This is a genomic window from Cellulomonas sp. ACRRI, assembly GCF_022346185.1.
Lineage (GTDB): Bacteria > Actinomycetota > Actinomycetes > Actinomycetales > Cellulomonadaceae > Cellulomonas.
In genome coordinates this window covers 16,064-41,804 of sequence record NZ_JAKRMS010000014.1, presented here as the reverse complement: position 1 = coordinate 41,804, position 25,741 = coordinate 16,064, and the positions used below count along the sequence as shown (strand labels likewise).

The following is a 25,741-nucleotide window of genomic DNA, read 5'->3' as shown; positions in this document are numbered from 1 at the left end:
GCCAGGCGCCACCGACACGCCCGCCCCTATGCTGGATCGATGGAGCCGATGTCCGCTTTGTCCATCCAAGGGGTGTGGAAGAGGTTCGGCACGAAGATCGCCGTGGCGGGCGTCGACCTCGAGGTCCCGACGGGCTCGTTCTACGGCCTGGTCGGCCCGAACGGCGCCGGCAAGACGACGACGCTGTCGATGGCGACCGGCCTGCTCCGACCGGACTTCGGGCGGGTGCTGGTGCGCGGGGAGGACCTGTGGGCGGACCCGCCGGCGGTCAAGGCCGGCCTCGGCGTGCTCCCCGACGGCATGCGGCTGTTCGACCGGCTCACCGGGGCCCAGCTGGTCACCTACGCGGGTCTGCTGCGCGGTCTGGACCGGGACACCGTCCGGGACCGCACCGCGGACCTGCTGCGCACCTTCGACCTCACCGCCGACGCCGACACCCTGGTGGTCGACTACTCGGCGGGCATGACCAAGAAGATCGGCCTGGCCTGCGCCCTCGTGCACGCGCCGCGGGTCCTGGTCCTGGACGAGCCGTTCGAGGCGGTCGACCCGGTGTCCGCGGCGAACATCCGGGACATCCTCGCGGCCTACGCCGCCGGAGGCGGGACGGTCGTGGTGTCCTCGCACGTGATGGACCTGGTGCAGCGGATGTGCGACCACGTCGCCGTGATCTCCGGGGGCCACGTCCTCGCGCAGGGCACGGTCGACGAGGTGCGCGGGGACGACTCGCTGGAGGACCGGTTCGTCGAGCTGGTCGGTGGCCGCCGGACGGAGGGGGCGCTCGCGTGGTTGCGCACCTCGTCCGACTGAAGCTGACCCTGCTGCGCAACGGGCTGCGGCGCAGCGTGTGGAAGGTCGTCGCCCTGGTGCTGTCCGTCCTGTACGCGCTGTTCCTGCTGGGGCTCGCGGTGGTCGGCCTGGTGGCGCTCGGCGCGCGCGACGACCCGGAGCTCACCCGCACCGTCGTCGTCCTGGGCGGCGCGCTGCTCGTCGCCGGCTGGTGGCTGCTGCCGCTCGTCGCGTTCGGCGTGGACAGCACCCTGGACCCCGAGCGGTTCCAGCTGTTCGCGATCCGCCGCCGGCACCTGCTGACCGGCCTCACCCTCGCGGGACTGGTCGGCGTGCCCGGCGCCGCGACCCTGGTCCTCGGCGGCGCCTCGGCCCTGGCGTGGTGGCGGGAGCCGGGCGCGCTCGCGGCCGGGCTCCTCGGCGGGGCGCTCGGCGTCGCCGTCTGCGTCGTCGGCTCCCGGGCGATCACCACGATGCTCGCGCCGCTCGTCGGCGGCCGGCGGTTCCGCGAGGTCGCCGCCGTGCTCGCGATCGTCCCGCTCATGCTGATCGGCCCGATCCTGCTCGGCGCGACCGCCGGCCTGCAGGCGGTCGCCGACGCGCTGCCCGAGGTCGGCGTGGTCGTCGGCTGGACCCCGCTCGGGGCCCCGTGGGCGCTCGCGGGGGACGTCCAGGCCGGCGCCTGGCTCGCGGCGCTCGGCAAGCTCGCGGTGACCGGGGCGACCCTCGCGGTCCTGGTCGGCGTCTGGGACCGCGCGCTGTCCGCGGCCCTGGTGCGCTCGCCCGGCGGAGCGGGCCACGTCGCCCGGAGCGAGGGCCTGGGCTTCTTCGCCCGGTTCCCGGCGACCCCGATCGGCGCCGTCGCGGCGCGCAGCCTCACCTACTGGCTCCGCGACCCCCGGTACGCGGCGGCCGTCGCCGTCGTCCCCGTCATGGTGCTGCTGCTGTGGTTCATGGGGCGAGGCGGGGGCATCGTGCTCGGCGCGGGCGTGGTCGTGGCCTTCGTCATGGGCTGGTCGCTGTCCGCGGACATCTCGTACGACGACACCGCGTTCTGGACGCACGTCGCCGCACCCGTGGACGGCCGGGTCGACCGGGCCGGCCGCGCGATCGCGGGCATGGTCGTCGGCGGCGTGGTGGTGCTGGCGACCGACGTCCTCGTGCTCGGCGTCTCGGGCCGGTGGGACGCCACCGTCCCGGTGCTCGGCATGTCGCTCGGGGTGCTGGCCGTGGGCGTCGGGGCGTCCTCGATCTACTCGGCCCGCGTCGTCTACCCGGTGCCGAAGCCGGGGGACAACCCGTTCTCCACGCCGCAGGGCTCCTCGCTCGCCGTGATGCTCACCCAGTCGCTCGGCATGCTCCTGCTGCTCGCGGTCTGCGCGCCGACGGTCGGGCTCGGCATCGCCGCCGTCGTCACCGGGCACCCGCTGCTCCAGGTGCTCACCGCGGTCGTGGGGCTCGGCGTCGGGGCGGCCGCGCTGGTCGTGGGCGTGCGGGTCGGTGGCGGGCTGTACGACCGGCGGGCGCCGGAGCTGCTGCAGACCATCCGCTCCTTCGCCTGAGGGCCCGCCCGGGGCGCCCGACCCCTAGGATGGTCGCCCGTGGCACTCACCATCGGCATCGTCGGCCTGCCCAACGTCGGCAAGAGCACCCTGTTCAACGCGCTCACCCGCGCGCAGGTCCTCGCGGCGAACTACCCGTTCGCCACGATCGAGCCCAACGTCGGCATCGTGCCGCTGCCCGACCCGCGCCTGGACACCCTCGCGGAGATCTTCGGCAGCGAGCGGATCCTCCCGGCCACCGTGTCGTTCGTCGACATCGCCGGCATCGTCAAGGGCGCGAGCGAGGGCGAGGGCCTGGGCAACAAGTTCCTCGCCAACATCCGCGAGGCCGACGCCATCTGCCAGGTGACCCGGGCGTTCGCCGACCCCGACGTCGTGCACGTCGACGGCCGCGTCTCGCCGAAGGACGACATCGAGACCATCAACACCGAGCTGGTCCTCGCTGACCTGCAGACGCTCGAGAAGGTCGTTCCGCGCCTGGAGAAGGAGGTCCGGATCAAGAAGGCGGACCCCGCCGAGCTCGCCGCCGCGCAGGCCGCCCAGGCCGTGCTGGAGTCCGGGCAGACGCTGTTCCAGGGCGCGAAGGCCGCCGGGCTCGACCTGGCCGACCTCGCCTCGCTGCAGCTCATGACGGCCAAGCCGTTCATCTACGTGTTCAACACCGACGACGCCGGCCTGGCCGACACCGCGATGCAGGACGAGCTGCGCGCGTACGTCGCCCCGGCCGACGCGATCTTCCTCGACGCGAAGTTCGAGTCCGACCTGGTCGAGCTCGAGCCCGACGAGGCCAAGGAGATGCTCGCCGAGAACGGCCAGGAGGAGGCGGGCCTGGACCAGCTCGCCCGCGTCGGGTTCCACACGCTCGGCCTGCAGACGTACCTGACGGCCGGCCCGAAGGAGTCCCGCGCCTGGACGATCCGGCAGGGCTGGACCGCCCCGCAGGCGGCCGGCGTGATCCACACGGACTTCCAGAAGGGCTTCATCAAGGCCGAGGTCATCTCGTTCGACGACCTGGTCGAGGCCGGCTCCGTCGCCGCCGCGCGCGCCGCGGGCAAGGCGCGCATCGAGGGCAAGGACTACGTGATGGCCGACGGCGACGTGGTGGAGTTCCGCTTCAACGTCTGACCGGCCGGCACCCCGCCCGCGCACCCGACTGCTAGCATCAGGGCTAGCACTCGCCGCGGGAGGGGTCGCCGCCATGTCCACCATCGTCGTCCGCGGGCTCGACGAGTCCGTCAAGCAGCAGCTCGCCGCCCAGGCGAAGGAGCACGGCCGCTCCATGGAGGCCGAGGCGCGGGACATCCTCACGCAGGCCACCCGCCGGCCGCACATCGGCGTGGCCCTGCTCCGTGCGGCGCGTCAGGCTGGCGGCGTCGACGACCTCGTCGTGCCGGAGCGCACCGACGACGCCCGGGCGGTGGACTTCGGGTGATCGTGCTCGACACCAACGTCATCTCGGAGATCTTCCGGCCGGAGCCCGAGCCGCGCGTGGTGACGTGGCTCGAGGCCCTGACCGGCGAAGTCGCGATCACGGCTGTGACGCTCGCGGAGCTCCTGGCGGGCGTGCGCCGGCTGCCCGACGGGCAGCGCCGGTCCGCCCTCGCCGAGAGGATCCACCTGGCAGTGGAGCCCTACCGGGCGACCCGGGCGATCCTCCCGTTCGACGTCGGGGCGGCCGAGCAGTACGCGGACGTGCTCGCGGCGCGCGAGCGGGCGGGGCGGCCGATCCGCTCCGCGGACGCCCAGATCGCGGCGATCTGCCGCGTGCACGGCGCCACGTGCGCGACGCGGAACGTCAAGGACTTCGACGGGACCGGGGTCGACGTCGTCGACCCGTGGGCCGCGTGACTGAGGACCTGCTCGCCGCGCTGCGCTGCGACCCCGAGATCGCGACGCCGGACCTGGTCGCGGTCGACGCCGCCGACCGGCTGGTCCTGGACGAGGCCGCGCCGCTGCTCGACGGCGCCGCGCCCGGCACGGTCGTCGTGCTCGGCGACCGGTACGGCGCGGTGACCCTCGGCGCGGTCCACCGGTTCGGCCTGACCGGGGTCCGCGCGCACACCGACCGGCTCACCGGCGAGCTCGCACTGGCGGAGAACGCGGCCCGGCTGGGCGGCGCCGACGCGTTCCGGTCGCTCGACGTCCTCGGCCGGGAGCTGGTGGCGGGCGCCCGGGTGGTGCTGCTCCTGCTGCCGCGGTCGCTCGACGCCCTGGACGAGGTCGCCGGGCTCGTCGCCCGGCACGCGGACCCCTCGGTGACCCTGGTCGCGGGCGGCCGGGAGAAGCACATGTCGCGGACGATGAACGAGGTGCTGGCGCAGCACTTCGCGGAGGTGCGCGCCAGCCGCGGGCGGCAGAAGGCCCGGGTGCTGCACGCGACCGCGCCCCGCCGCACCGAGGACGCGCCCGCCTGGCCCGCCACCGCGCGCCACGACGACCTCGGCCTGACCGTCCGCGCGCACGGGGCGGCGTTCGCCGGCGCGCGCGTCGACATCGGCACCCGGTTCCTGGTCGCGCACCTGGCCGACGCGGTCCCCGGCGCGCGCACCGCGGTGGACCTCGGCTGCGGCACCGGGGTGCTGGCGTCCGCGCTGGCCGCCGCCCGTCCGGGCGTCGAGGTGGTCGCGACCGACGAGTCCGCGGCCGCGGTCGCCTCGGCCCGGGGGACCGTCGAGGCGAACGGGCTCGGGGACCGGGTGCGCGTGCAGCGGGCCCGGGGGACGGCCGGGATCCCCGACGCGAGCGCCGACCTCGTCCTGCTCAACCCGCCGTTCCACGTCGGCGCCGCGGTGCACGACGGCGTCGCGCGCGGGCTGTTCGCCGAGGCGGCGCGGGTGCTCCGCCCGGGCGGCGAGCTGTGGTGCGTGTGGAACTCCGGGCTCGGCTACCGGCCCGCCCTCCAGGCCGCGGTCGGCCCGACCCGGCAGGTGGCGCGGAACCCGAAGTTCACGATCACGGCGTCCCGCCGGGCCTGAGGCGACGGCCTCACAGCAGCGTCGTCAGCACGCCCCCGTCGGCCCGCACCGCGGCGCCGTTCGTGGCCGACGACAGCGGGCTCGCCAGGTACACCGCCAGCCGCGCGATCTCCTCGGGCTCGAGGAACCGCTGCAGCAGCGACGTCGTCCGGGCGGCGGCGAGTGCGTCCTTGAGGTCGCCGGCGGGCACGCCCTGGGCCTGCGCGATCTGCTCGACCGTGCGTGCGACGCCGTCGGAGTAGGTCGGCCCGCCGAGGATCGTGTTGACCGTGACGCCGGTGCCGCGCGTGGTCTTGGCGAGGCCGTTGGCCAGCGCCAGAGCCCCCGCCTTGGTGACCCCGTAGGGGATCATGTCGGCCGGGACGTCCACGCCCGACTCGCTGCTGACGAACAGCACCCGGCCCCGGCCGCGGGCGAGCATCGGCGGGAGCAGCCGGCGGGTGAGGCGCACGCCGCTCAGCAGGTTGACGTCGAGGTAGCGCTGCCAGTCGGCGTCGGTGGCCCGGTCGAACGGCGCGACGTCGAAGACGCCCGCGTTGTTCACCAGCACGTCGACGTCGCCGAGCCGGTCGAGCAGCCGCTCCACCTGGTCGGCGTCCGCGAGGTCGGCGGCGATCCCGGACACCGCGGCCCCCGGGACGGCGGCGCGCAGCCGGTCGACCGCGTCCCGCACCCGGCGGTCGTCGCGCCCGTTGACGACGACCTCGGCCCCCTCGCGCAGCATCGCCTCGGCGATCGCGTGGCCGATGCCCTGCGTCGACCCGCTGACGAACGCCCGGGTCCCGGTCAGCTGCAGATCCATGGTGGTCCTCCCCGTGCCGCCGCACCGCGCGGCGATCACTTGCTCAGGAAAGTCACCGTAGGCGTCGATGACTTTCCTGGGCAAGTCAGCCCAGGCTAGGCTGCCCCGCATGACGGACGCCGCGCAGCCCCCTGCCGACCTCGAGGGCGACGACCTCGCAACCTGGTCGTCGCTCGCCACCGTGCTGGAGTGGCTGCCGCCCGCGCTCGACGCGCAGCTGCAGCGGGACGCCGGGATCACGCACTTCGAGTACGGGGTGCTCTACGCGCTGAGCCGGGCGGACGACGGCGCGCTGCGGATGAGCGTGCTCGCCGACTACGCGAACAGCACCCTGTCCCGGCTGTCCCGCGCGGCGGCCCGGCTGGAGGGGCGGGGGTGGCTGCACCGGGAGCCGGACCCCGCGGACGGGCGCTACACGCTCGCCGTGCTGACCGACGCCGGGCGGGCGGCGGTCGTGGCGGCGACGCCCGGGCACGTCGCGACGGTGCACCGGTTGGTGCTCGACCGGCTGACCGCGGCGCAGGCACGGCAGCTGCGGGAGATCAGCCTCCGGATCGCGCGGGCGGTGCGGGAGGAGGGTGGCTGGCGGCCGCCCGTGCCGGGGGAGCGGTGACCGGCCGGCCGATCGCCCTCGACGGCCCCAAGGGAGTGGGAAAGACCGCCACCGCGCTCCGGCGCGCGACGACCGCGGCCCTCCTCGGGGCGTGACCGGCTCGACCGACCGCCCTCACCCCTCCCCGGCCGCCCGCCGCACCAGGTCCCGGATCGCCGCCTCCTCGGCGTCGCCGACCCGGGTCAGCGCGTACGCCGTCGGCCACATCCCGCCGTCGTCCAGCCGCGCGTCGTCGTTGAACCCGAGCGTCGCGTACCGGGCCTTGAACTTGGACGCCGGCTGGAAGAACAGCACGGCCTTCGTGGCGCCGTAGGCCGGCATCCCGTACCAGGTGCGGGGGGTGAGCCCGGGCGCGACCTCGCGGACGATCGCGTGGATCCGCTCGGCCATCGCCCGGTCCTCCTCGGGCAGCTCGGCGATCTTCGCGAGCAGCTCGGCCTCCGGGTCGCCGGCGGCCTTGCCGCGCTTGCGGGCGGTGCGGACCTCGGCGGCGCGCTCCTGCATCGCGGCGCGCTCCTCGGCGGTGAAGTTCGCGGTGGACTCGCGGGTCTCGGTCATGCTCGGTGCCTCCTGCTCGGCCGGGTGCGGTGCGTGAGCCCACGGTAGGAGGCCGGGCCGGGCCGGTGCTTCTCCGATCCTGACGGGTCCGGCGCCCGCGGCCTCAGGACCCGGTGTCCGAGAGCCGCAGGTCGTCGACCACCGCCTGCAGGTCCGCCAGGTGCTCGGGGCAGTAGACCTCGACGATGAGCAGCTCGGCGCGCACGGCGCGCTCCGCGGCGACCGTCGGCCGGCTCCCCGGGCCCGTGGCCCCGTTCGCCAGGCCGCGGAACAGCGCCGCCTTGCCGAGGGCGGACGCCGGGTCGGCGCAGACGACGCCGCCGTCGGTGCCGAGCACCGCGGCGACCCGGTCGGCCGACGGCAGCCGGTCGGCGCCGGACGCGGCCATCGCGTCGACCAGCTCCTGGGCCTTGTCCTGCGCCTCGGCGTCCTGCCGCGCGGAGCGGAACGACAGCAGGGCGATGAGCACCAGCACCGCGAGGACCGCGATGCTCACCCCGTAGACCCAGCCGCGCTCGCGGCGGGTCGAGGTCTCGACGGGCACGGTCATGACGCGCTCACCTCCGGCTGCTGCGCCTCCGCGAGCCGCCACGTGGGCTTGCGGAACCGGTAGAACAGGAACGGCACGAGCAGGCCGAGGCCGAGGGCGCCGCCGCCGACGACCACGACGTAGAGCAACGGGCTGCCGGTGCCGAGCTGCGACGGCGGGACGAACCCGACGAGCAGGGCTGCCGCCGAGGCCACGAAGCCGACGCCGCACAGCGTGCGGATGATCGGGGCGCGGTAGCCGCGCGGGTGGTCGGCGTGCAGCCGCCGCAGCCGCACCGCGGCGACGAACATGAGCAGGTACATGATCAGGTAGACCTGCGTGGTGATCACCGAGAACACCCAGTACGCGCTCGACACCGAGGGGATCAGCGCGTAGCCGAGGGCGATGACGGTGGTGACGGCGCCCTGGGCGACCAGGATGTTCTGCTGCACGCCGTTCTTGTTGAGCCGCTGCAGGAACGGCGGCAGGTAGCCCTCCTGCCGGGAGATCAGCAGCAGGCCCTTCGAGGGTCCGGCGAGCCAGGTCAGCATCCCGCCGACGGAGGCGGCGACGAGCATGATCCCGATGATCGGGGTCAGCCACTGCCAGCCGAACTGCGCGAACACCGCGTCGAACGCCTGCATGATCCCGGCGGTGAGCGACAGCTCCTCGGCCGGCACGAACCAGGAGATGGCGAGCGCCGGCAGGATGAAGATCAGCAGCACCATCCCCATCGCCAGGAACATCGACCGCGGGAACTCCCGCGAGGGGTTGCGCAGCGACGACACGTGCACCGCGTTCATCTCCATGCCCGAGTAGGACAGGAAGTTGTTCACGATCAGCACGAGGCTGGACAGGCCGGCCCACGCGGGCAGCAGGTGCTCGGCGTCCATGGGCGCGGCGGACGGGTTGCCCTGCCCGAGGAACACGACGCCGAGGGTCACGAGCAGCACCCCGGGGATCAGCGTCCCGATGATCAGGCCGCCGGAGGCGAGACCCGCGATCGCCTTGGTGCCGCGGGACGACACCCAGACGCCGCTCCAGTAGACGACCACGATGACGGCGGCCGTCCACACGCCGCTGGTCGCGAGGTCCGGGTTGATGACGTACGCGAGCGTGCTGGCCACGAACCCGAGCAGCGTCGGGTAGTAGAAGATCGTCATCGCGAACTGGCACCAGACCGCGAGGAACCCGGCGGGCTTCGAGATGCCCTCGGACACCCAGTTGTAGACGCCGCCCTTCCAGCCGGAGGCGAGCTCCGCGGAGACCAGCGAGGTCGGCAGCAGGAACACGATGGCCGGGACGACGTACAGGAACACGGCGGCGAGGCCGTAGATCGCCATGGTCGGCGCCGCGCGCAGGCTGGCCACCGAGCTGGTGGTCATCATCGCGAGGGCGACCCAGGAGATCCACTGGGCGGCCGGCACCGGGGTGCGCGCCGCCGGCGCGTCCGCGGCCGGCGGCTCGGGGGCGTCGCCCGCGCGGTGGCGCCCCGCGGGCTCGCCGGTGGTGGGTGCGGTCTCCGCGGACATGGTGGCCCCCTCTCCGCGCCGTGGCCGGCGACGAGGTCCACGCTAGGAAGGGGCGGGTGGGTCGGCCTCACCCGGCCGGGGTTACCTCCCGACGGCCCGCGGGTCACCCCACGCCGTAGACCCGCGCGCGGTGCGCGGCGAACCGCCGCCGCCCGACGGTGTGCCAGAGCAGGCGCGCGGGAGCCGGGAGGTTGGTGCGCAGCCACCCGGCACGCTCGGCGGGCGGCACCGCGTCCAGGATCCAGCCCAGCTGGATCAGCAGCCGGCTGCGTGGCACCGAGGCCATCCCGTGCTCGTGCAGCTGGTCCCACTCGCGCTGGCTGAGCACGCTCGACGCGGTCGGGAGGATGCGGTCCTCCTCCTGGCCGAGGTGCAGCTCGAGCAGGGCGTGCACGTCGTCGAGCACCCGGGCGACCGCGTCGCGGGCGGCGGCGGGCGCTCCGTCCTCCCAGGCGGGCAGCGCGGCGTCCAGGTCCCGCAGCAGCTCGGCGACGGTCGCGTGCTGCGCGCGCATCAGGCCGACGTGCAGGGCGCAGGCGGGGGAGCGCTGCTCGAGGCGGTCCCAGAGCAGCTGGTCCTCGCCCTCGTGGTGGTGGTGCAGGCCGGTCGCGACCTCCCGCACGTGCGCGGCGACGACCCGCATCCGGCCGACGTCGCCGTCCCGCACGCCGCGGACGAGTCCGGGCGCGTCGGCGAACGCCCGGCGGAAGAGCTGGTGGATGTGCAGCAGGTCGGAGGTGTCGCACCCCGGACGGTCGGTGGTCGTCGTCATCGTCGGCTCGCTCTCGCTCGGTGGGACGTCTCGGAGCGTCCGGCGCCGGTGACGTCGCCCCTGCGGACGTCACCGGCTATCGCCGAACGGTGGTGACGACTATCCTCAGGGCCATGTCCGCCGTCAAGAGCCCCGGGACCGACCCGCTCGACGCCTGGGTGGTCCGCGGCGCCGAGCCCGGCGTCGCGCCCGACGCGACCGAGGGGCTGCGCGCGCTGCTCAACACGGACGACCGCTTCCACGGGGTCGACCGGCTCCGCGGCACCGGCCCGGCGGCGCTCGTCGAGGCGCGGGACGTCCTCCGGGGCTACCTCGGCGGCGGCGACGCGACCGCGGTCGGCGCGCTCGCGGCGCGGTACCCGCTCGTGGTCGCCCCGGCCGACGGCGGCGCGCTCGCGCTGGTCCCGGCACCCGGGGCCGGCCCGGAGGCGGCGCTGGTCGGCGGTGTGCTCGCGGCGCTGCACCGGGCGGTCGCCACGGGGGAGTGGGCACGGCTCAAGGCGTGCGCGAACCCCGACTGCCAGTGGGTGTACCACGACGGGTCCCGCAACCGGTCGGGCCGGTGGTGCTCGATGGACGAGTGCGGCGACGTGATGAAGGCGCGCGCCTACCGCCGCCGCGCCCGGGCCGGGTCCGCGCCGGCCTGACGCGGCGGGCCGGTGCGACGCGGGCGGTGCGACGCGGCCCCGTCGCCGGCCCCGCGACCCCGCTGCGAGCCGTCCGCCGTACGCTGCGGGCGCCGGCCGGCCGACCGTCGGCGGGCCCGCGCTGGAGGCGACGATGCTGTCCGACCACCCCGCGATGCCCTGCCTCGCCGTGCGGGACCTGGGCCGCGCCCGCGAGTTCTACGAGCAGACCCTCGGCTTCCGGCGGATGGAGGTGCCGGGGCTCGACGACGCCGAGGGCATGGGCGTCGTCTACGCGACGAAGCAGGGCGGGATGCTGGTGTACCCGTCCTCCTACGCCGGCACGAACCAGGCGACCGCCGTGACGTTCCAGGTCCCCGGCGACGCCTTCGACGCCGAGGTCGCCGCGCTGCGCTCCGGAGGCGTGGAGTTCCAGACGTTCGAGCTGCCGTCCGGGTCCTGGTCCGACGGCGTGCTGACGGACGGTGCGATGCGGTCGGTGTGGTTCGCCGACCCGGACGGGAACATCCTGAACGTCGAGACCGCGGCTGCTGCGGCCTGACGGAGCGCCCGACGGTGCCGCCCGTCCGCCAGGGGTCGGGCGGCACCGTCGTGCCGCCCTCCGCCCGCGCCGTGCCGCCCCCGTCCCCGCCATGCCGCCTGCCGCCCCGCCGTGCCGCCCGGCGCGCCGCGTGCGATGCTCGTCACACCCGGTGCGCGGACGAGGGCGTCCCGACGCCGGGGGAGCGGGCGACCGGCGGTCGCCCCATAGCACAGGGCTGCGGTTCCGCGCTGAGCCGATGGCCCCGGGCGAGGGCATCCGCCTGCCGCGGATGCCCTGACGGGCATGTTTCCGCCGTGTTTCCGGCAGGTTCCGTCTTGAATGCTGGACACTACTGCTCAGTATCGATCCGGTAACGATCGCCCCCGACGGGGGGATGTGTCCGTTTTGTCCCAAGTGGGGTCACTAGCGTTGCCCCATCCACGGCGGGACCGCACGTCTGCCGCGCTCGGGACGACCCCTGGAGGTCGGCCCGCGCGGCGCGAGGACGGGTGGGCGCCACCTTCACAGGAGGAACATTGAAGATCAGGCGATTCAGCGCCGCGGCGGCCGCGGTGGCGGCGGGGGCCCTCGTGCTCACCGCGTGCTCCAGCCCGGCGCAGCAGAGCGAGATCGAGGAGACGACCTCGGTCAACGTCGGGTGGAACGAGCCCTTCCGCTCGACCAACAACCTGACGGCCAACGGCAACGCCACGACGAACGCGAACATCGTCTACCTGACGACCTCGTTCTTCAACTACTACGACGGCGACCTGAACCTCGCGAAGAACGAGGACTTCGGCACGTACGAGGTCGTCTCCGAGGACCCGCTGACCGTCAAGTACACGGTCAACGAGGGCGTCACCTGGTCGGACGGCACCGCGGTCGACGCGGCGGACATGATCCTGTTCTGGGGCGCCCAGAACGACAAGTTCGACACGGTCGCGGCCTCCGACGTGGAGACGGACGACGAGGGCAACGCGATCGTCGGCGAGGGCCAGGTCTACTTCGACTCCTCCTCGCCGGCCATGACCGCCATCTCCGAGTTCCCGGAGATCGGCGACGACGGCCGCTCGGTCACGTACGTCTACGACACCCCGCGCTCCGACTGGGAGGTGTCGATGAACCAGCCCAGCCCGGTCGCCGCCCACGTGGTCGGCAAGCTGGCGCTCGGCATCGACGACCCGGCCGAGGCCAAGCAGGCCGTCGAGGACGCGTTCGAGAACAACGACGCCGCGGCGCTCGCGAAGATCGCGGACACCTGGACGAACGCGTTCAACTTCACCTCGCTGCCGGACGACCCGGACCTGTACCTCTCGTACGGCCCGTACGTCATCTCGGACTACGTCGAGAACCAGTACCTCACGCTGACCCGCAACGAGGACTACAACTGGGGCCCGGAGCCGAAGGTCGACTCCATCACGGTCCGCTACACCGAGGACCCGCTGGCGTCGGTGACCGCGCTGCAGAACGGTGAGGTCGACCTCATCGCCCCGCAGTCGTCCGTGGACGTCCTCGCGACGCTCGACGGCATCGACGGCGTCTCCTACACCTCGGCCCCCGAGGGCACCTACGAGCACGTCGACCTGACCTTCGACAACGGCGGCCCGTTCGACCCGGCGACCTACGGCGGCGACGCCGAGAAGGCCCGCAAGGTCCGCGAGGCGTTCCTCAAGACGATCCCGCGCCAGGAGATCATCGAGAAGCTCATCCAGCCGCTGCAGGAGGACGCCACCACCCGTGACTCCTTCCTGATCGTGCCGGGTGCGCCCAGCTACGACGAGGTCGTCGCGAACAACGGCTCCGACGCCTGGGCCGAGGTCGACATCGAGGGCGCCAAGGCGCTGCTCGCCGAGGCCGGCGTGACCACCCCGGTCGACGTCCGCTTCCTGTACGGCAAGTCGAACGTGCGCCGCGCCAACGAGTTCCAGCTCATCTCGGCGTCCGCCTCGCAGGCCGGCTTCAACGTCATCGACAACGGTGACGACAACTGGGGCACGATCCTGGGCACCGGCACGTACGACGCGTCGCTGTTCGGCTGGCAGTCCACCAACACGTTCATCCTGAACGCCGAGGCGAACTACGTGACCGGCGGCCAGAACAACTACGGCGGCTACTCGAACCCCGAGGTCGACGCCCTGTGGGCCGAGGTCGCGACGAACACGGACTCCGACAAGGAGATCGAGCTCGCCACGCAGATCGAGCAGAAGCTCAACGAGGACGCCTTCGGCGTCAACATCTTCCAGTTCCCCGGCGTGGTCGCGCACCGCGACGTCCTCGAGGGCGTCTCGACCATCGCGCTCTCGCCGACGATCTTCTGGAACTACTGGGACTGGGAGATCAGCGCGGACGACTCCATCGAGGCGCCGACGGCGACCGAGACCGAGTGACGCACTGACCTGACGCTCCTCCGGCGAGGAGCGACACCGGCACGGGGGTACCGCGGCCACCGCGGTACCCCCGTTGCCGTGCCCCTTCCAGTACCACAGCCGTACGGGTACCCACGGCCGACCCCGGCCCGGGCGCAGCACCCCTATCCGGAGTGCCTACACTTGCGCTTTGCGAGTACCCCCCTTCCCGTGAGGCAAGGACCCCATGGCCACCTCTGTGACGACCCGTGCCTCCGGCGCGCGCTCCGCGCCCGACGCACCGGTCACGGCGCGCCGTTCCTGGTTCCGGAACGCAGCGCCCACCCTGACCTTCCTCGGTCGACGCCTCGTGTCGTCGGCGATCGTGCTGCTCGGAGCGACGTTCATCGTCTACATGCTCCTGGCGTACTCCCTGGATCCCCTCGAGGACCTGCGGACGAGCACGGCGCCGAACAAGGAGGCGCTGATCGCGGCCCGCACCCTGGCGCTCGACCTGGACACCCCGCCCGTCATCCGCTACTTCAAGTGGCTGGGCGCGCTGTTCACCGGTGACCTCGGCACCAGCTGGGTCTCCGGCCAGCCGGTCACGGCGCTGCTGGGCTCCGCGATCCCGAGCACCGTGCAGCTCGTCGCCGCGTCGACGCTGCTCGCCATCGGCCTGGGCGTCCTGGTCGGCATCGTGTCGGCCCTGCGCCAGTACACGCGGTTCGACTACAGCGTCACGTTCCTGTCGTTCGTCCTGTACTCGCTGCCGTCGTTCTGGGTCGCGGTGCTCCTCAAGCTCTGGGGCGCCATCGGCTTCAACGACTTCCTCGCGGACCCGGCGGTCCCGCCGCTGTGGATCGCCCTGCTGTCCGTGATCTCGGGCGTGCTCTGGTCGTCGATCATCGGTGGCAGCACCCGGACCCGCTGGGTGTCGTTCGGGGCGGCGCTCGTCGCCACCGCCGCCGCGCTGCTGTTCATCTCGAACTCCGACTGGCTGCTGAATCCGAGCCTCGGCCTGGTGGGCGTGCTCGTCCTCGGCGTCGGCATCGCGTTCGGCGTCGTCGCGCTCAGCGCGGGCCTGGACAACCGGCGCGCGCTGTACGCCTCGCTGACCACGGTCGCGATCGGCGCCGCGCTCTACTACCCGCTGCAGTTCGCGTTCGTGAACGCGACCTGGCTGCTGATCGTCGGGCTGGCGATCGCGTCGATCGTCGTCGGCCTGGTCGTCGGCTACCTGTTCGGCGGGTACGACCGCGCCGTCTCGATGCGCGCCGCGGCCGTCACCGCCGTGGGCGTGGGCGTGCTGATCTTCGTCGACCGCGTCATGGCGGTCTGGTACACGTACTCGAACGCGTCGGTGATCAACGGCCGGCCGATCGCGACGATCGGCTCGCAGACGCCCGGCCTGTCCGGCGACTTCTGGGTGGAGTCGCTCGACAAGTTCACGCACCTGGTGCTGCCGACGATCGCGCTGATCCTCATCTCGTTCGCGAGCTACACCCGGTACTCCCGGGCGAGCCTGCTCGAGGTGATGAACCAGGACTACATCCGCACCGCGCGGGCCAAGGGCCTCTCGGAGCGGGTCGTGACCACGCGCCACGCGTTCCGCAACGCGCTCATCCCGCTCGCCACCGTGGTGCCGCTGGACATCGCGGCCCTGTTCGGCGGCGCGATCATCACCGAGCGCATCTTCGCGTGGAGCGGCATGGGCGCGCTGTTCATCAAGTCCCTGGGCGCCAAGGACGCGGACCCGATCATGGGGTACTTCCTCGTGACCGGCACCCTCCTCGTCCTCGCCAACATCGTGGTCGACTTCGTCTACGCGGCGCTCGACCCCCGGATCCGGGTGAACTCATGAGCATCACTCCTCCCCTCGAGCCCAACGAGGGCATCACCGACCCGAAGAGCACGGTCGAGAACACCGAGAACGCCATCGAGCTCAAGGAGGTCGAGGGCCTCTCGCAGGGCCGCATCGTCCTGCGGCGGTTCCTGCGGCACCGCGGCGCGATGATCTCGGCCGTCGTGCTGGTCGCGGTCGTCATCCTGGTGACCACGTCCATCGGCTGGGGCCCGATCCCGGGCTGGTGGAAGTACGGCTACCGCGAGACGAGCGACATCGTGAACGCCGGCGGCGCCCCGACCATGGGGTTCCAGGACGGCGGCTTCACGTTCGGCGAGCACCCGTTCGGCCAGGACAACATCGGGCACGACGGCTTCGCGCTGGTCATGCGCGGCACGCAGCAGTCGCTCACCGTGATGTTCGTGATCGGGCTCCTGTCGACCACGATCGGCGTCCTCGTCGGCGCGCTGGCGGGCTTCTTCCGCGGCCGCCTGGACGACCTGCTGATGCGGTTCACCGACATGATCATCACGATCCCGGTCATCATGATCGGCGCCATCCTCGGCGTGCTGGTCGGCGGCGCGAACCCGTGGTCGCTGGCCATCGCCCTGTCGCTGGTGTCCTGGACGAACATGGCGCGTCTGGTGCGCGGGCAGTTCCTCACCCTGCGCGAGCGGGAGTTCGTGGACGCGGCGCGGGTGGCCGGGGCGTCGAACGCCCGGATCATGTTCAAGCACATCCTGCCGAACGCGGTCGGCGTGATCATCGTCAACGCGACGCTGCTCATGGCCTCCGCGATCCTGCTGGAGACCGCGCTGTCCTACCTCGGATTCGGCATCAGCAGCCCCGAGGTCTCCCTGGGCCAGCTCATCAACGAGTACCAGACCGCGTTCGCCACGCGGCCCTGGCTGTTCTGGTGGCCCGGCCTGTTCATCGTGACGATCGCGCTGTGCGTGAACTTCATCGGTGACGGCCTGCGCGACGCCTTCGACCCGCGGCAGCGGCGCATCCCGACCAAGCGGGCCCTGGCGAAGGCGGACGCCCGCAAGGCCCGCTCCCAGGCCCGGGCCGCGGCGCGAGCCTGACGTGTCAGAGCGCCACGGTCAGCACGCTGGCCGCGATCAGCACGGCGATCGCGGCCAGCGTGCCGGCGTGCCAGCGCACCCGCGGGGTGGCGCGCTCGAGGCGCGGGTCGTCCAGGACGCCCGCGTCGCGCAGCTCCTCCCAGCGGCGGCGCACGATGATGGCCGCCTGGCCGGAGGCGCTCGACGCCAGGTCGCCGGGGCGCACCGTGCCGCCGGGGCCGTACGTCGAGCCGGGCAGGTCCGCGACGTCCCCCTTGCCGGAGGTCGCGACCCGGGCCCGGCTCGGTGCCGGCGCGGCCCACGCGGCGTAGTCGCCGTACGCGGTGTGCAGCGTGAGCGCGTAGCGGGTGTCGACCCGCTGGATCGTCGGCCAGGGCAGCTCGATCGTCCGGGTGACGTTCCTCAGCTCGACGCCCGCGGGGCTGACCAGCACGGCGGGGCGCCAGTAGGCGGCCCACACCCAGAGCACCACCAGCAGCACCGGTGCCACGTAGGGCCACGTCGCCCCCGCGTCGGCCACCAGCCCGGTCACCAGGCCGCCGAGGCCCAGGACCGCCACGACCACCGCCAGCACCCGGCCGAAGGCCGGTCTGTACTCCACCACGTCCGCCGAGACCATGCGGCCATCGTCCCAGACCAGCGGACGTCCGCCCCTCTCGACGTCGCGCGGCCCGCACACATCGGGTCGTCCCACGGAAGGATCTCGTGAACCGTGACCACTGACTACGCCACCAGCCCGGGGGCACCCGCGGCCGACGCCAAGGCGCCGATCCTCGAGGTCCGCGACCTGCGCGTGGAGTTCTTCGTCGACGGCGAGTGGTTCCCGGCGGCCGAGGACGTGTCCTACGACGTCCGGCCGGGCGAGGTCCTCGCGATCGTCGGCGAGTCCGGCTCCGGCAAGACGCAGTCGTCGATGTCGCTGATCGGCCTGCTGCCGCCGAACGGCCGCTCCGAGGGCTCCGCCAAGCTGGCGGGCCGCGAGCTGCTGGGGCTCAACCACAAGCAGCTGAGCAAGGTCCGCGGCAAGGACGTCTCGGTCATCTTCCAGGAGCCGATGACGGCGCTGAACCCGGTGTACACCGTCGGGTTCCAGATCGTCGAGACGCTCCGCGTGCACTTCGACATGACGCCGAAGCAGGCCCGCGCCCGCGCGGTCGAGCTGCTGCGCATGGTCGACCTGCCGAACCCGGAGGAGTCGGTCGACAAGTACCCCCACCAGCTCTCCGGCGGCCAGCGCCAGCGCGCGATGATCGCCCAGGCGCTCGCCTGCGAGCCCAAGCTGCTCATCGCCGACGAGCCGACCACGGCCCTCGACGTGACCGTCCAGGCCGAGATCCTCAAGCTGATGCGCGACCTGCGGCACCGCGTCGACGCCGGCATCATCCTCATCACCCACGACATGGGCGTGGTCGCGGACCTCTCGGACCGCGTCATGGTGATGAAGAACGGCCGCGTGGTCGAGTCGGGCTCCGCGGACGAGGTGTTCAACCGCCCGCAGCACGAGTACACCCGCCAGCTGCTGGACGCCGTGCCGCACCTCGGCTCGGAGACGTTCGCGGCCTCCGGCCTGAACGGCGAGCACCCCGTCGCCGCGGCCGAGGGCACCGCCACGCTGCACGTCTCGGAGCGGCCGCTCGGCCAGCCCCTGCCGCGGCCGGGTCTCCTGGACGACCCGCGGACCGGCTCCGCGCTCGAGGCGAAGGGCCTGGTCATCGAGTACCCGGGCCGCGGGCGCGTGCCGGCGTTCCGGGCGATCAACGGCATCGACCTGACCATCGGCAAGGGCGAGGTCGTCGGCCTGGTCGGCGAGTCCGGCTCCGGCAAGACCACCGTCGGCCGCGCCGCGGTCGGCCTGCTGCCGGTCGCCGGCGGCTCGCTCACTGTCAACGGCGTCGAGCTGGCGGGCATCAAGCCCAAGGACCTGCGCGCCGTGCGCCAGGACGTCTCGATCGTGTTCCAGGACCCGGGCTCCTCGCTGAACCCGCGCCTGCCGATCGGCGAGTCGATCGGCGAGCCGCTCAAGCTGCACAAGATCGCCTCGGGCGCCGACCTCGACCGCCGGGTGGAGTCGCTGCTCGACCGGGTGCACCTGCCCCGCGCGATGCGCAACCGCTACCCGCACGAGCTGTCCGGCGGCCAGCGCCAGCGCGTCGGCATCGCCCGCGCCCTGGCCCTGTCGCCCAAGCTGCTGATCGCCGACGAGCCGACGTCCGCGCTCGACGTGTCCGTGCAGGCGCGGGTGCTGGAGCTGTTCCAGGAGCTGCAGCGCGAATACGGGTTCGCCTGCCTGTTCATCAGCCACGACCTCGCGGTCGTCGAGATCCTGTCCAACCGGATCGCCGTGATGAGCAAGGGCGACCTGGTCGAGGTCGGCCCGCGCGAGCAGATCCTCCGCGCGCCGCAGCAGGACTACACCAAGCGCCTGCTCGCGGCGGTGCCCGTGCCGAACCCCGCGGAGCAGAAGCTGCGCCGCGAGGAGCGGGACCGGCTGCTCGCGGCGGCCGCGCCGGCCGGCACCTCGGCCGCGGAGGCCGCGGTGGCCGACGGGCAGCGCGTCGAGGCGTTCGAGGACGCGGAGCAGGAGACCCTCGGTCGTCGGTACCAGGGTCCCGGGCCCGGCCAGGTCTGACCGCACCCGCAGCCCGTCCCGCGCGCCCCGGCACGACCCCTCCTCGTGCCGGGGCGCGCGTGCGCGTACAATCGATCGGCGCTCGACGTCGTCGCGCCCCTCATCTCCCCACTTCCTCGCGGAAACGAGTCCTGACATGACTGTGCCCACCTCGCCCACGGGCACGCGCGTGCGCGGCGACCTGCGCAACGTCGCGATCGTCGCGCACGTCGACCACGGCAAGACCACGCTGGTCGACGCGATGCTCCACCAGTCCGGCGCCTTCGGTGCGCACGCCCACGTGGACGAGCGCGCGATGGACTCGGGCGACCTCGAGCGCGAGAAGGGCATCACGATCCTCGCGAAGAACACCGCGGTCCGGTACGCCGGTCCCGCGGCGGCGGCGGTGGGCGAGCCCGGCGGCATCACGATCAACGTGATCGACACCCCGGGACACGCCGACTTCGGCGGCGAGGTCGAGCGCGGCCTGTCGATGGTCGACGGCGTCGTGCTGCTCGTCGACGCGTCCGAGGGCCCGCTGCCCCAGACCCGGTTCGTGCTGCGCAAGGCGCTCGCCGCGAAGCTGCCGGTCATCCTGGTCGTCAACAAGGTCGACCGCCCGGACTCCCGGATCACCGAGGTCGTCGCCGAGGCGACCGACCTGCTGCTGGGCCTGGCGTCCGACCTGCACGACGAGGTCGAGGACCTGGACCTCGACGCGATCCTCGACGTCCCCGTCGTGTACGCCGCCGCCAAGGCCGGCCGCGCGTCGCTGACCCAGCCCGCCGACGGCGGCCTGCCGGACTCCGAGGACCTGGAGCCGCTGTTCCGGACCATCCTCGAGAAGATCCCCGCGCCGACCTACACCGAGGGCGCGCCGCTGCAGGCGCACGTCACGAACCTCGACGCGTCGCCGTTCCTCGGCCGCCTCGCGCTGCTGCGCATCTTCAACGGCGAGCTCACCAAGGGCCAGACCGTCGCCTGGGCGCGGCACGACGGCACGATGCAGAACGTCCGCATCACCGAGCTGCTCGAGACCAAGGCGCTCGACCGCGTGCCGACCGAGAAGGCGGGCCCCGGCGACATCGTCGCGGTCGCGGGCATCGCGGACATCACCATCGGCGAGACGCTGACCGACCCCGACGACCCGCGGCCGCTGCCGCTGATCACGGTCGACGACCCGGCGATCTCGATGACCATCGGCATCAACACCTCGCCGCTGGCCGGCAAGGGCGGCAAGAACCACAAGGTCACCGCCCGCCAGGTGAAGGACCGCCTCGACTCGGAGCTGATCGGCAACGTGTCGCTCCGCGTCGTCCCGACCGACCGCCCCGACGCCTGGGAGGTGCAGGGCCGCGGCGAGCTCGCGCTGGCGATCCTGGTCGAGCAGATGCGCCGCGAGGGCTTCGAGCTCACCGTCGGCAAGCCGCAGGTCGTCACCAAGAAGATCGACGGCAAGGTCCACGAGCCCGTCGAGCGCATGACGATCGACGTCCCCGAGGAGTACCTGGGCGCCGTCACGCAGCTGCTCGCGCAGCGCAAGGGCCGCATGGAGACCATGTCGAACCACGGCACCGGCTGGGTCCGCATGGAGTTCCTGGTCCCGTCGCGCGGCCTCATCGGCTTCCGCACCCGGTTCCTCACCGACACCCGCGGCACCGGCATCGCCTCGTCGATCGCCGAGGGCTACGAGCCGTGGGCCGGCCCCATCGAGACCCGGGTCTCCGGCTCGCTGGTCGCCGACCGCGCCGGTGCGGTGACGCCGTTCGCGATGATCAACCTCCAGGAGCGCGGGTCGTTCTTCGTCGACCCCACGCAGGAGGTCTACGAGGGCATGATCGTCGGCGAGAACTCCCGCGCCGAGGACATGGACGTGAACATCACCAAGGAGAAGAAGCTCACCAACATGCGCTCCTCCACGGCCGACAACTTCGAGAACCTGGTGCCGCCGCGGCACCTGACCCTCGAGGAGTCGCTGGAGTTCGCCCGCGAGGACGAGTGCGTCGAGGTGACCCCCGAGGTCGTCCGCATCCGCAAGGTGATCCTGGACCAGACGGAGCGCGCCCGGGCCGTGGCCCGCACCAAGCGCGCCTGACGCCAGCGCGCATGACCGACGCCGCGAGCACGCCGACCCGCACGGGTGGCGTGCTCGCGGTGCACGCGCACCCGGACGACGAGACGCTGTCCACCGGCGCGCTGCTGGCGACCTGGGCGGGGGCCGGCCTGCCCGCGACGGTGGTGACGTGCACCCGCGGCGAGCGCGGCGAGGTGATCGGCGCGCCGCTCGCGGCCCTGGAGGGCGACGGCGAGGCGCTCGCGCGGCACCGCGAGCGGGAGGTCGCCGCCGCGGCGACCGCCCTGGGCGTCACCCAGACCTTCCTGGACACCCTCCCGCTCCCCGGCGACCCGGCTGCCGGGGGAGGCGCGTCCGGTGCGCGTTACCAGGACTCGGGGATGGCCTGGGTCGGGACCGGGCGGGCCGGCGCCGCGGCCGACGTGCCGGCCGGGGCGCTGGTCGCGGTGCCGCTCGACGAGGCCGCCGGGCGGCTGGCCGGGCTGCTGCGGGAGCGGCGGCCGGACCTGGTCGTGACCTACGAGCCGGGCGGCGGGTACGGGCACCCCGACCACGTGCGGGCGCACGCGATCACGATGCGCGCGGTGGAGCTGGCGACCGCGCCGCTGTCCGACGACGGCGCGTCGCCCGACGGCGGCTGGTCGCCCGCCGTCGCGTGGGCCGTCGCCCCCGCGGCCGCCCTGCGCGCGGGGTACGCCGCCCTGGCCGCCGACCGGGCCGCGCGCGCCGTGCTCGCCGCCGCGTCCGACGACCGGCGCGCGACCCGCGAGGCCCCGCTGACGCTGCCGGGCCCGGCGGGCGCGCTGCCCTCCGTCGCGACCGGCGGCCCGGAGGACCTGGTCGTCGACGTGCTGCCGGTGCGCGAGCCGGTGCTGGCCGCCCTGCGCGCGCACGCCACCCAGGTCCAGGTGGTCACGCCGCTCGACCACCCGGACGCGGTGGCCTGCTACGCCCTGTCGAACCTGGTCCTCGCCCCGGTCCTGCCGCGGGAGTCGTACGTCTGGGCCCCGGGCCGCGCCCCGGCCGCGCCCCTGGCGCTGCCCGCGGGCGCCCGCTGACCGACGCGGCGGATCGCGAGGTCGTCACCTCGCGGTGAGGTCGTCACTCCTGTCCGCCGACCTCGCGCCCTTCCGCCGACCTCACGGCCGGGCACCGGTGGCGCCGCGGGGTAGCCTGACGCGCGTGCAGCCCCTGTCGACCCGGATGGTCCTCCGCGCCCTCGGCGCCCTGCTGCTCGGCGTCCTCGTCGGGACCGTCGGCACCGTGATGCACCGCTCCGTGCCGCCCTGGGGGGTCGTCGTCTGCCTGCTGCTGGTGCTGGCCGCCGCCGTGACCGCGCGCGCCTGGGGCGGCTGGGTCGCCTCGGTCGGGCTGCTGGTCGGCCTGTTCGGCAGCGTGCAGGTGCTGTCCGGGTTCGGCCCGGGCGGGGACGTGCTGGTGCCCGGCGGGGACGCCGCCCTCGGCTGGACGTGGGCGCTCGGTGCGCTGGCGGTGGCGCTCGCCGTGGCGCTCGCGCCGCGCCGCTGGTTCGCGGACGTGCCGCTGCGCCGCCGCCCGAGCGTCCCGTGACCGAGGTCGACCCGCTCTACGGGGACGGCGACGCCGGCGCCGCGGGAGCCGAGGCGACGGAGGCGTTCCGCGCGGCGATGGGCCGGCTGCCCGCGGGGGTGGTCGTGGTGTCCGTGCGGTGGAAGGGCACCGACCACGCGATGACCGCCTCCGCGCTGACCTCGGTCTCGCTCGAGCCGCCGATGCTCCTGCTGTGCGTGCACCAGGACGCGCGGCTGCGGGACGCGCTGGACGAGGTCGGCACCTGGGCCGTCAGCGTGCTCGCGGACGACCAGGCACCGGTGGCCGACTGGCTCGCCTCGCCGGGGCGCCCCGCCGTCGGGCAGCTCGACCGCGTGCCGCACGTCGCGGCGCCGCGGTCGGGCGCGGCGTGGGTGTCCGGCGCGGCGGCCTGGTTCGAGTGCCGGACGGCGCAGATCGTGCCGGCGGGGGACCACGACGTCGTCCTCGCCGACGTGCTCGAGTCCCGCGAGGGCGACCCGGGGGCGGGCTCGCTCGTCCACCTGCGCCGGCGGGTGCGCGGGCTGCGCTGAGCCGCGGGCGTCGTTGCGAAGTCGTGACCTGCGAACCGGTCGAAAGCGGGACAGGGACCCGGGGCGGACCCGGGCCGCGGCCGTAGAATCGGCGGTCGCGGCGTCCTGATCCCGGCGCCGCCGCTCGCGAGGGGGGACCTGGATGGCGAAGGGCAGCGCGGAGGGCACCGAGCCCGTCGTGGACGGCGGTGGACCCGAGGAGTCGTGGTCCCCGCTCGACGAGTTCGAGCCCGAGCGCCCGCGGCGCCGGCTGCGCGCGGCGCTGGTCGTCGGCGGCGTGGTCGTGCTCCTGGCGGGTGCGTACGTCGGCGCGTCCTTCGCCCTGGCCGACCGGGTCCCGCGCGGGACGACGGTCGCGGGCGTGCCGATCGGCGGCATGTCCGCCGACCGCGCGGAGCAGGTCCTGACCGACGAGCTGGGCGGCCTCGCCGCCGAGCCCGTGCCGGTGAGCGCGCAGGACATGTCCGGCAGCGTCGACCCGGCGGCCGCGGGGCTGACGTTCGACGCCGCCGCCACCGTCGAGCGGCTGACCGGCGCGGACCTGCGGCCGCAGCGGCTGTGGCGGCACGTGGTCGGCGGCGCCGCGGAGGAGCCGGTGACGGTCGTCGACGACGACGCGCTCGACGCGGCCGTCGCGTCGCTGTCCGGGACGCTCGCCCTCGCGCCCGTCGACGGGTCGATCGCGTTCGCGGACGGGGAGGCGCACGCCGTCGCCGCCGAGGACGGCTGGGCGCTGGACGAGGACGCCGCCCGCGAGGCCCTGGCCGGCACCTGGCTCACCGCGGCGCGCCCGCTCGAGCTCGCCACCGAGGTCGTCGCCCCCGACATCACCCAGGAGGAGACCGACCGCGCGCTGCAGGACGTCGCGTCGCGGGTCGTCGCGGCGCCGGTCGCCGTGCAGGTCGCGGGCCAGACCGTCGAGCTGCCGGTGGACGTGCTGGGCGCCGCCGCGTCGATGGTGCCGCAGGACTCCGACCTGGTGCTGCAGCTGGACGGCGCCGCGCTGGTCGAGGCGGTGCTCGCGCGCTCCACGAACCTGCTCACCACCGCCTCGGACGCGCGCTTCGAGTTCCAGGACGGCGCCCCGGTGATCGTGCCCGGCACCCCCGGCACCACCCTGGACCCCGCCGCGCTCGCCGCCGCCGTCGCGCAGGCCACCCAGTCCGACCAGCGGGACGCGGCCGTGGAGCTCGTGGCCTCGGACCCGGCGCAGACCACCGAGGCGCTGCAGGCCCTCGGCGTCACCCAGGTCGTCGCCGAGTTCTCCACCCCGCTGACCTCCGAGCCGCGCCGCACGCAGAACATCGCCGCCGGCGCCGCCGCGATCTCCGGCACGCTGGTCCGGCCGGGGGAGACGTTCAGCCTGACCGAGGCGCTCGGCCCGATCGACGCCGCGCACGGCTTCACCACCGCGGGCGCGATCGTCAGCGGCGAGCACACGGACGCGTGGGGCGGCGGGCTGTCCCAGCTGTCCACGACCACGTACAACGCGGCCTACTTCGCCGGCATGGAGGACGTGGAGCACAAGCCGCACTCCGAGTGGTTCACCCGGTACCCCGCGGGCCGCGAGGCGACGCTGTTCACCGGCACGCTCGACATGAGGTGGAAGAACACCACGCCCTACGGCGCGCTCGTCCAGGCGTACGTGGCGGACGGCAAGACGTGGGTGAAGATCTGGAGCACCCCGTACTTCGAGGTGACCACCGAGGCCGGTCCGAAGACCAACGTCGTGCAGCCGACCACCGTGTACTCGCAGTCGCCGACCTGCTCGCCGCAGTCCGCGGGCAACCCGGGCTTCCGGATCACGAACACCCGGACCATCAAGCTGAACGGCGAGGTCGTCGCGGTCGAGCCGTCGACCTGGACCTACAAGGCGCAGAACAAGGTGGTCTGCGGGCCCGACCCGGCGTCGGCGGCGCCGGCGGGCTGAGGTCCGCCGCCCCCGGCGCGCCGGGGGCGGCTCGGCGCCGCGGCGGCTCAGCGCCGCGGGCGGCGCTCCGGGGCCGGCGGCACGACCTTGCCCAGCGCGATCTCGGCGCCCGGCACCCGCACGTCACCCGCGCGGCGGGTCCGCACGGTGACCCCGTCGTCGTCCACCGCCACGAGGTCCCCGAGCACGTCGGTGTACGGCTGGGGCTCGCCGGCCGGCAGCCGGCGCCGGACGACGACGCGCTGACCCGGCCGCCACGCGCGCCACGGGACCGCGGCCGGGCCGCCGCCGCCCGGTCCGCCCGGAGCGGTCGCGTCGGCGCTGCTCATGTGTCGTCCCCGTCTCGTCGTGCCCTGCTGCGCCGGTCGTGCGCAGGTGAGCGATACTAGGAGCAGCCAGCCCGAGCCGACCCGGATCGCGCCCGGCCGCCGAGGCCGGGGCGCGTGGAGGAC

Annotated in this window: 25 protein-coding genes; 18 read left to right on the top strand and 7 right to left on the bottom strand. The window is 73.9% G+C overall.

Annotated features, from left to right (window positions below; genetic code table 11):
- The first annotated feature begins 39 nt into the window (after positions 1-39).
- The 6 genes from MHY85_RS05000 to MHY85_RS04975 all read left to right on the top strand — a co-directional run bounded on the left by MHY85_RS05000 (position 40) and on the right by MHY85_RS04975 (position 5,323).
- Positions 40-807, top strand: coding sequence for an ABC transporter ATP-binding protein (locus tag MHY85_RS05000; RefSeq protein ID WP_239193722.1), 768 nt, complete (start codon positions 40-42; stop codon positions 805-807).
- Entirely contained in the window at positions 783-2,348 is a 1,566-nt protein-coding gene (locus MHY85_RS04995) for a hypothetical protein (protein WP_239193720.1), read from the top strand. Before MHY85_RS05000 ends, MHY85_RS04995 begins: the two co-directional genes overlap by 25 nt.
- Positions 2,349-2,387: 39 nt before the next feature.
- A complete protein-coding gene (gene ychF / locus MHY85_RS04990) occupies positions 2,388-3,473 on the top strand; it encodes a redox-regulated ATPase YchF (RefSeq protein ID WP_239193718.1) in 1,086 nt (361 codons plus the stop codon).
- 73 nt (positions 3,474-3,546) lie between these two features.
- Entirely contained in the window at positions 3,547-3,780 is a 234-nt protein-coding gene (locus MHY85_RS04985; protein WP_239193707.1) for an Arc family DNA-binding protein, read from the top strand.
- A complete protein-coding gene (locus MHY85_RS04980) occupies positions 3,777-4,196 on the top strand; it encodes a type II toxin-antitoxin system VapC family toxin (protein ID WP_239193705.1) in 420 nt (139 codons plus the stop codon). The genes MHY85_RS04985 and MHY85_RS04980 overlap by 4 nt, the downstream gene beginning before the upstream one ends.
- Entirely contained in the window at positions 4,193-5,323 is a 1,131-nt protein-coding gene (locus tag MHY85_RS04975) for a class I SAM-dependent methyltransferase (protein ID WP_239193703.1), read from the top strand. Before MHY85_RS04980 ends, MHY85_RS04975 begins: the two co-directional genes overlap by 4 nt.
- A gap of 10 nt (positions 5,324-5,333) precedes the next feature.
- Here MHY85_RS04975 and MHY85_RS04970 read toward each other — a convergent pair whose 3' ends face one another.
- A complete protein-coding gene (locus tag MHY85_RS04970) occupies positions 5,334-6,125 on the bottom strand; it encodes an SDR family NAD(P)-dependent oxidoreductase (RefSeq protein WP_239193701.1) in 792 nt (263 codons plus the stop codon).
- 109 nt (positions 6,126-6,234) lie between these two features.
- On the opposite strand from MHY85_RS04970, the gene MHY85_RS04965 reads away from it, so the two are divergent.
- On the top strand, positions 6,235-6,738 hold the full coding sequence (locus tag MHY85_RS04965; RefSeq protein WP_239193699.1) for a MarR family winged helix-turn-helix transcriptional regulator: 504 nt from the start codon (positions 6,235-6,237) through the stop codon (positions 6,736-6,738).
- Positions 6,739-6,852: 114 nt separating this feature from the next.
- On the opposite strand, the gene MHY85_RS04960 is transcribed toward MHY85_RS04965, so the two are convergent.
- The 4 genes from MHY85_RS04960 to MHY85_RS04945 all read right to left on the bottom strand — a co-directional run bounded on the left by MHY85_RS04960 (position 6,853) and on the right by MHY85_RS04945 (position 10,129).
- Positions 6,853-7,296, bottom strand: a complete 444-nt coding sequence (locus MHY85_RS04960) for an iron chaperone (protein ID WP_239193697.1) — start codon at positions 7,294-7,296, stop codon at positions 6,853-6,855.
- A gap of 103 nt (positions 7,297-7,399) precedes the next feature.
- Positions 7,400-7,846, bottom strand: a complete 447-nt coding sequence (locus tag MHY85_RS04955; protein ID WP_239193695.1) for a hypothetical protein — start codon at positions 7,844-7,846, stop codon at positions 7,400-7,402.
- Entirely contained in the window at positions 7,843-9,357 is a 1,515-nt protein-coding gene (locus tag MHY85_RS04950) for an APC family permease (protein WP_239193693.1), read from the bottom strand. The genes MHY85_RS04955 and MHY85_RS04950 overlap by 4 nt, the downstream gene beginning before the upstream one ends.
- Positions 9,358-9,460: 103 nt before the next feature.
- Complete coding sequence (locus MHY85_RS04945; protein ID WP_239193691.1) at positions 9,461-10,129, bottom strand: hemerythrin domain-containing protein; 669 nt, start codon at positions 10,127-10,129, stop codon at positions 9,461-9,463.
- Positions 10,130-10,242: 113 nt separating this feature from the next.
- Between MHY85_RS04945 and MHY85_RS04940 the strand changes: the two genes are divergently transcribed.
- The 5 genes from MHY85_RS04940 (at position 10,243) to MHY85_RS04920 (ending at position 16,575) form a co-directional block, all read left to right on the top strand.
- The gene (locus MHY85_RS04940; RefSeq protein ID WP_239193689.1) at positions 10,243-10,776 is read left to right on the top strand and encodes a CGNR zinc finger domain-containing protein; all 534 of its coding nucleotides are present in this window, start codon (positions 10,243-10,245) and stop codon (positions 10,774-10,776) included.
- Between the two features lie 133 nt (positions 10,777-10,909).
- Complete coding sequence (locus MHY85_RS04935; protein ID WP_239193679.1) at positions 10,910-11,317, top strand: VOC family protein; 408 nt, start codon at positions 10,910-10,912, stop codon at positions 11,315-11,317.
- A gap of 491 nt (positions 11,318-11,808) precedes the next feature.
- On the top strand, positions 11,809-13,686 hold the full coding sequence (locus MHY85_RS04930) for an ABC transporter family substrate-binding protein (protein WP_239193677.1): 1,878 nt from the start codon (positions 11,809-11,811) through the stop codon (positions 13,684-13,686).
- Positions 13,687-13,891: 205 nt separating this feature from the next.
- On the top strand, positions 13,892-15,508 hold the full coding sequence (locus MHY85_RS04925) for an ABC transporter permease (protein ID WP_239193676.1): 1,617 nt from the start codon (positions 13,892-13,894) through the stop codon (positions 15,506-15,508).
- Positions 15,505-16,575: an ABC transporter permease gene (locus MHY85_RS04920; RefSeq protein ID WP_239193675.1), complete on the top strand. Its 1,071-nt coding sequence runs from the start codon at positions 15,505-15,507 to the stop codon at positions 16,573-16,575. The genes MHY85_RS04925 and MHY85_RS04920 overlap by 4 nt, the downstream gene beginning before the upstream one ends.
- Before the next feature lie 4 nt (positions 16,576-16,579).
- On the opposite strand, the gene MHY85_RS04915 is transcribed toward MHY85_RS04920, so the two are convergent.
- The gene (locus tag MHY85_RS04915; RefSeq protein WP_239193674.1) at positions 16,580-17,194 is read right to left on the bottom strand and encodes a PH domain-containing protein; all 615 of its coding nucleotides are present in this window, start codon (positions 17,192-17,194) and stop codon (positions 16,580-16,582) included.
- Between the two features lie 93 nt (positions 17,195-17,287).
- On the opposite strand from MHY85_RS04915, the gene MHY85_RS04910 reads away from it, so the two are divergent.
- The 6 genes from MHY85_RS04910 to MHY85_RS04885 all read left to right on the top strand — a co-directional run bounded on the left by MHY85_RS04910 (position 17,288) and on the right by MHY85_RS04885 (position 25,289).
- Entirely contained in the window at positions 17,288-19,204 is a 1,917-nt protein-coding gene (locus MHY85_RS04910; protein ID WP_239193673.1) for an ABC transporter ATP-binding protein, read from the top strand.
- Positions 19,205-19,340: 136 nt separating this feature from the next.
- Positions 19,341-21,278, top strand: a complete 1,938-nt coding sequence (gene typA, locus MHY85_RS04905) for a translational GTPase TypA (protein ID WP_239193672.1) — start codon at positions 19,341-19,343, stop codon at positions 21,276-21,278.
- A gap of 11 nt (positions 21,279-21,289) precedes the next feature.
- Complete coding sequence (locus MHY85_RS04900) at positions 21,290-22,315, top strand: PIG-L family deacetylase (protein WP_239193671.1); 1,026 nt, start codon at positions 21,290-21,292, stop codon at positions 22,313-22,315.
- 124 nt (positions 22,316-22,439) lie between these two features.
- A complete protein-coding gene (locus MHY85_RS04895) occupies positions 22,440-22,826 on the top strand; it encodes a hypothetical protein (protein ID WP_239193670.1) in 387 nt (128 codons plus the stop codon).
- A complete protein-coding gene (locus MHY85_RS04890; protein ID WP_239193669.1) occupies positions 22,823-23,359 on the top strand; it encodes a flavin reductase family protein in 537 nt (178 codons plus the stop codon). Before MHY85_RS04895 ends, MHY85_RS04890 begins: the two co-directional genes overlap by 4 nt.
- A gap of 142 nt (positions 23,360-23,501) precedes the next feature.
- Positions 23,502-25,289 (top strand): VanW family protein, encoded by a 1,788-nt coding sequence (locus MHY85_RS04885; protein WP_239193668.1) that lies wholly within the window; start codon positions 23,502-23,504, stop codon positions 25,287-25,289.
- Between the two features lie 47 nt (positions 25,290-25,336).
- On the opposite strand, the gene MHY85_RS04880 is transcribed toward MHY85_RS04885, so the two are convergent.
- Positions 25,337-25,618, bottom strand: a complete 282-nt coding sequence (locus MHY85_RS04880) for a hypothetical protein (protein ID WP_239193666.1) — start codon at positions 25,616-25,618, stop codon at positions 25,337-25,339.
- Positions 25,619-25,741 lie beyond the last annotated feature (123 nt).

Coding starts and splice junctions, on each gene's coding strand:
- MHY85_RS04960 (WP_239193697.1), bottom strand. CDS start 7,296: ATGACCGAGACCCGCGAGTCCACCGCGAACTTCACCGCCGAGGAGCGC.
- MHY85_RS04935 (WP_239193679.1), top strand. CDS start 10,910: ATGCTGTCCGACCACCCCGCGATGCCCTGCCTCGCCGTGCGGGACCTG.
- MHY85_RS04985 (WP_239193707.1), top strand. CDS start 3,547: ATGTCCACCATCGTCGTCCGCGGGCTCGACGAGTCCGTCAAGCAGCAG.
- MHY85_RS04900 (WP_239193671.1), top strand. CDS start 21,290: ATGACCGACGCCGCGAGCACGCCGACCCGCACGGGTGGCGTGCTCGCG.
- MHY85_RS04950 (WP_239193693.1), bottom strand. CDS start 9,357: ATGTCCGCGGAGACCGCACCCACCACCGGCGAGCCCGCGGGGCGCCAC.
- MHY85_RS04965 (WP_239193699.1), top strand. CDS start 6,235: ATGACGGACGCCGCGCAGCCCCCTGCCGACCTCGAGGGCGACGACCTC.
- MHY85_RS04970 (WP_239193701.1), bottom strand. CDS start 6,125: ATGGATCTGCAGCTGACCGGGACCCGGGCGTTCGTCAGCGGGTCGACG.
- MHY85_RS04915 (WP_239193674.1), bottom strand. CDS start 17,194: ATGGTCTCGGCGGACGTGGTGGAGTACAGACCGGCCTTCGGCCGGGTG.
- MHY85_RS04880 (WP_239193666.1), bottom strand. CDS start 25,618: ATGAGCAGCGCCGACGCGACCGCTCCGGGCGGACCGGGCGGCGGCGGC.
- MHY85_RS04920 (WP_239193675.1), top strand. CDS start 15,505: ATGAGCATCACTCCTCCCCTCGAGCCCAACGAGGGCATCACCGACCCG.
- typA (WP_239193672.1), top strand. CDS start 19,341: ATGACTGTGCCCACCTCGCCCACGGGCACGCGCGTGCGCGGCGACCTG.
- MHY85_RS04885 (WP_239193668.1), top strand. CDS start 23,502: ATGGCGAAGGGCAGCGCGGAGGGCACCGAGCCCGTCGTGGACGGCGGT.
- MHY85_RS05000 (WP_239193722.1), top strand. CDS start 40: ATGGAGCCGATGTCCGCTTTGTCCATCCAAGGGGTGTGGAAGAGGTTC.
- MHY85_RS04945 (WP_239193691.1), bottom strand. CDS start 10,129: ATGACGACGACCACCGACCGTCCGGGGTGCGACACCTCCGACCTGCTG.
- MHY85_RS04940 (WP_239193689.1), top strand. CDS start 10,243: ATGTCCGCCGTCAAGAGCCCCGGGACCGACCCGCTCGACGCCTGGGTG.
- MHY85_RS04955 (WP_239193695.1), bottom strand. CDS start 7,846: ATGACCGTGCCCGTCGAGACCTCGACCCGCCGCGAGCGCGGCTGGGTC.
- MHY85_RS04925 (WP_239193676.1), top strand. CDS start 13,892: ATGGCCACCTCTGTGACGACCCGTGCCTCCGGCGCGCGCTCCGCGCCC.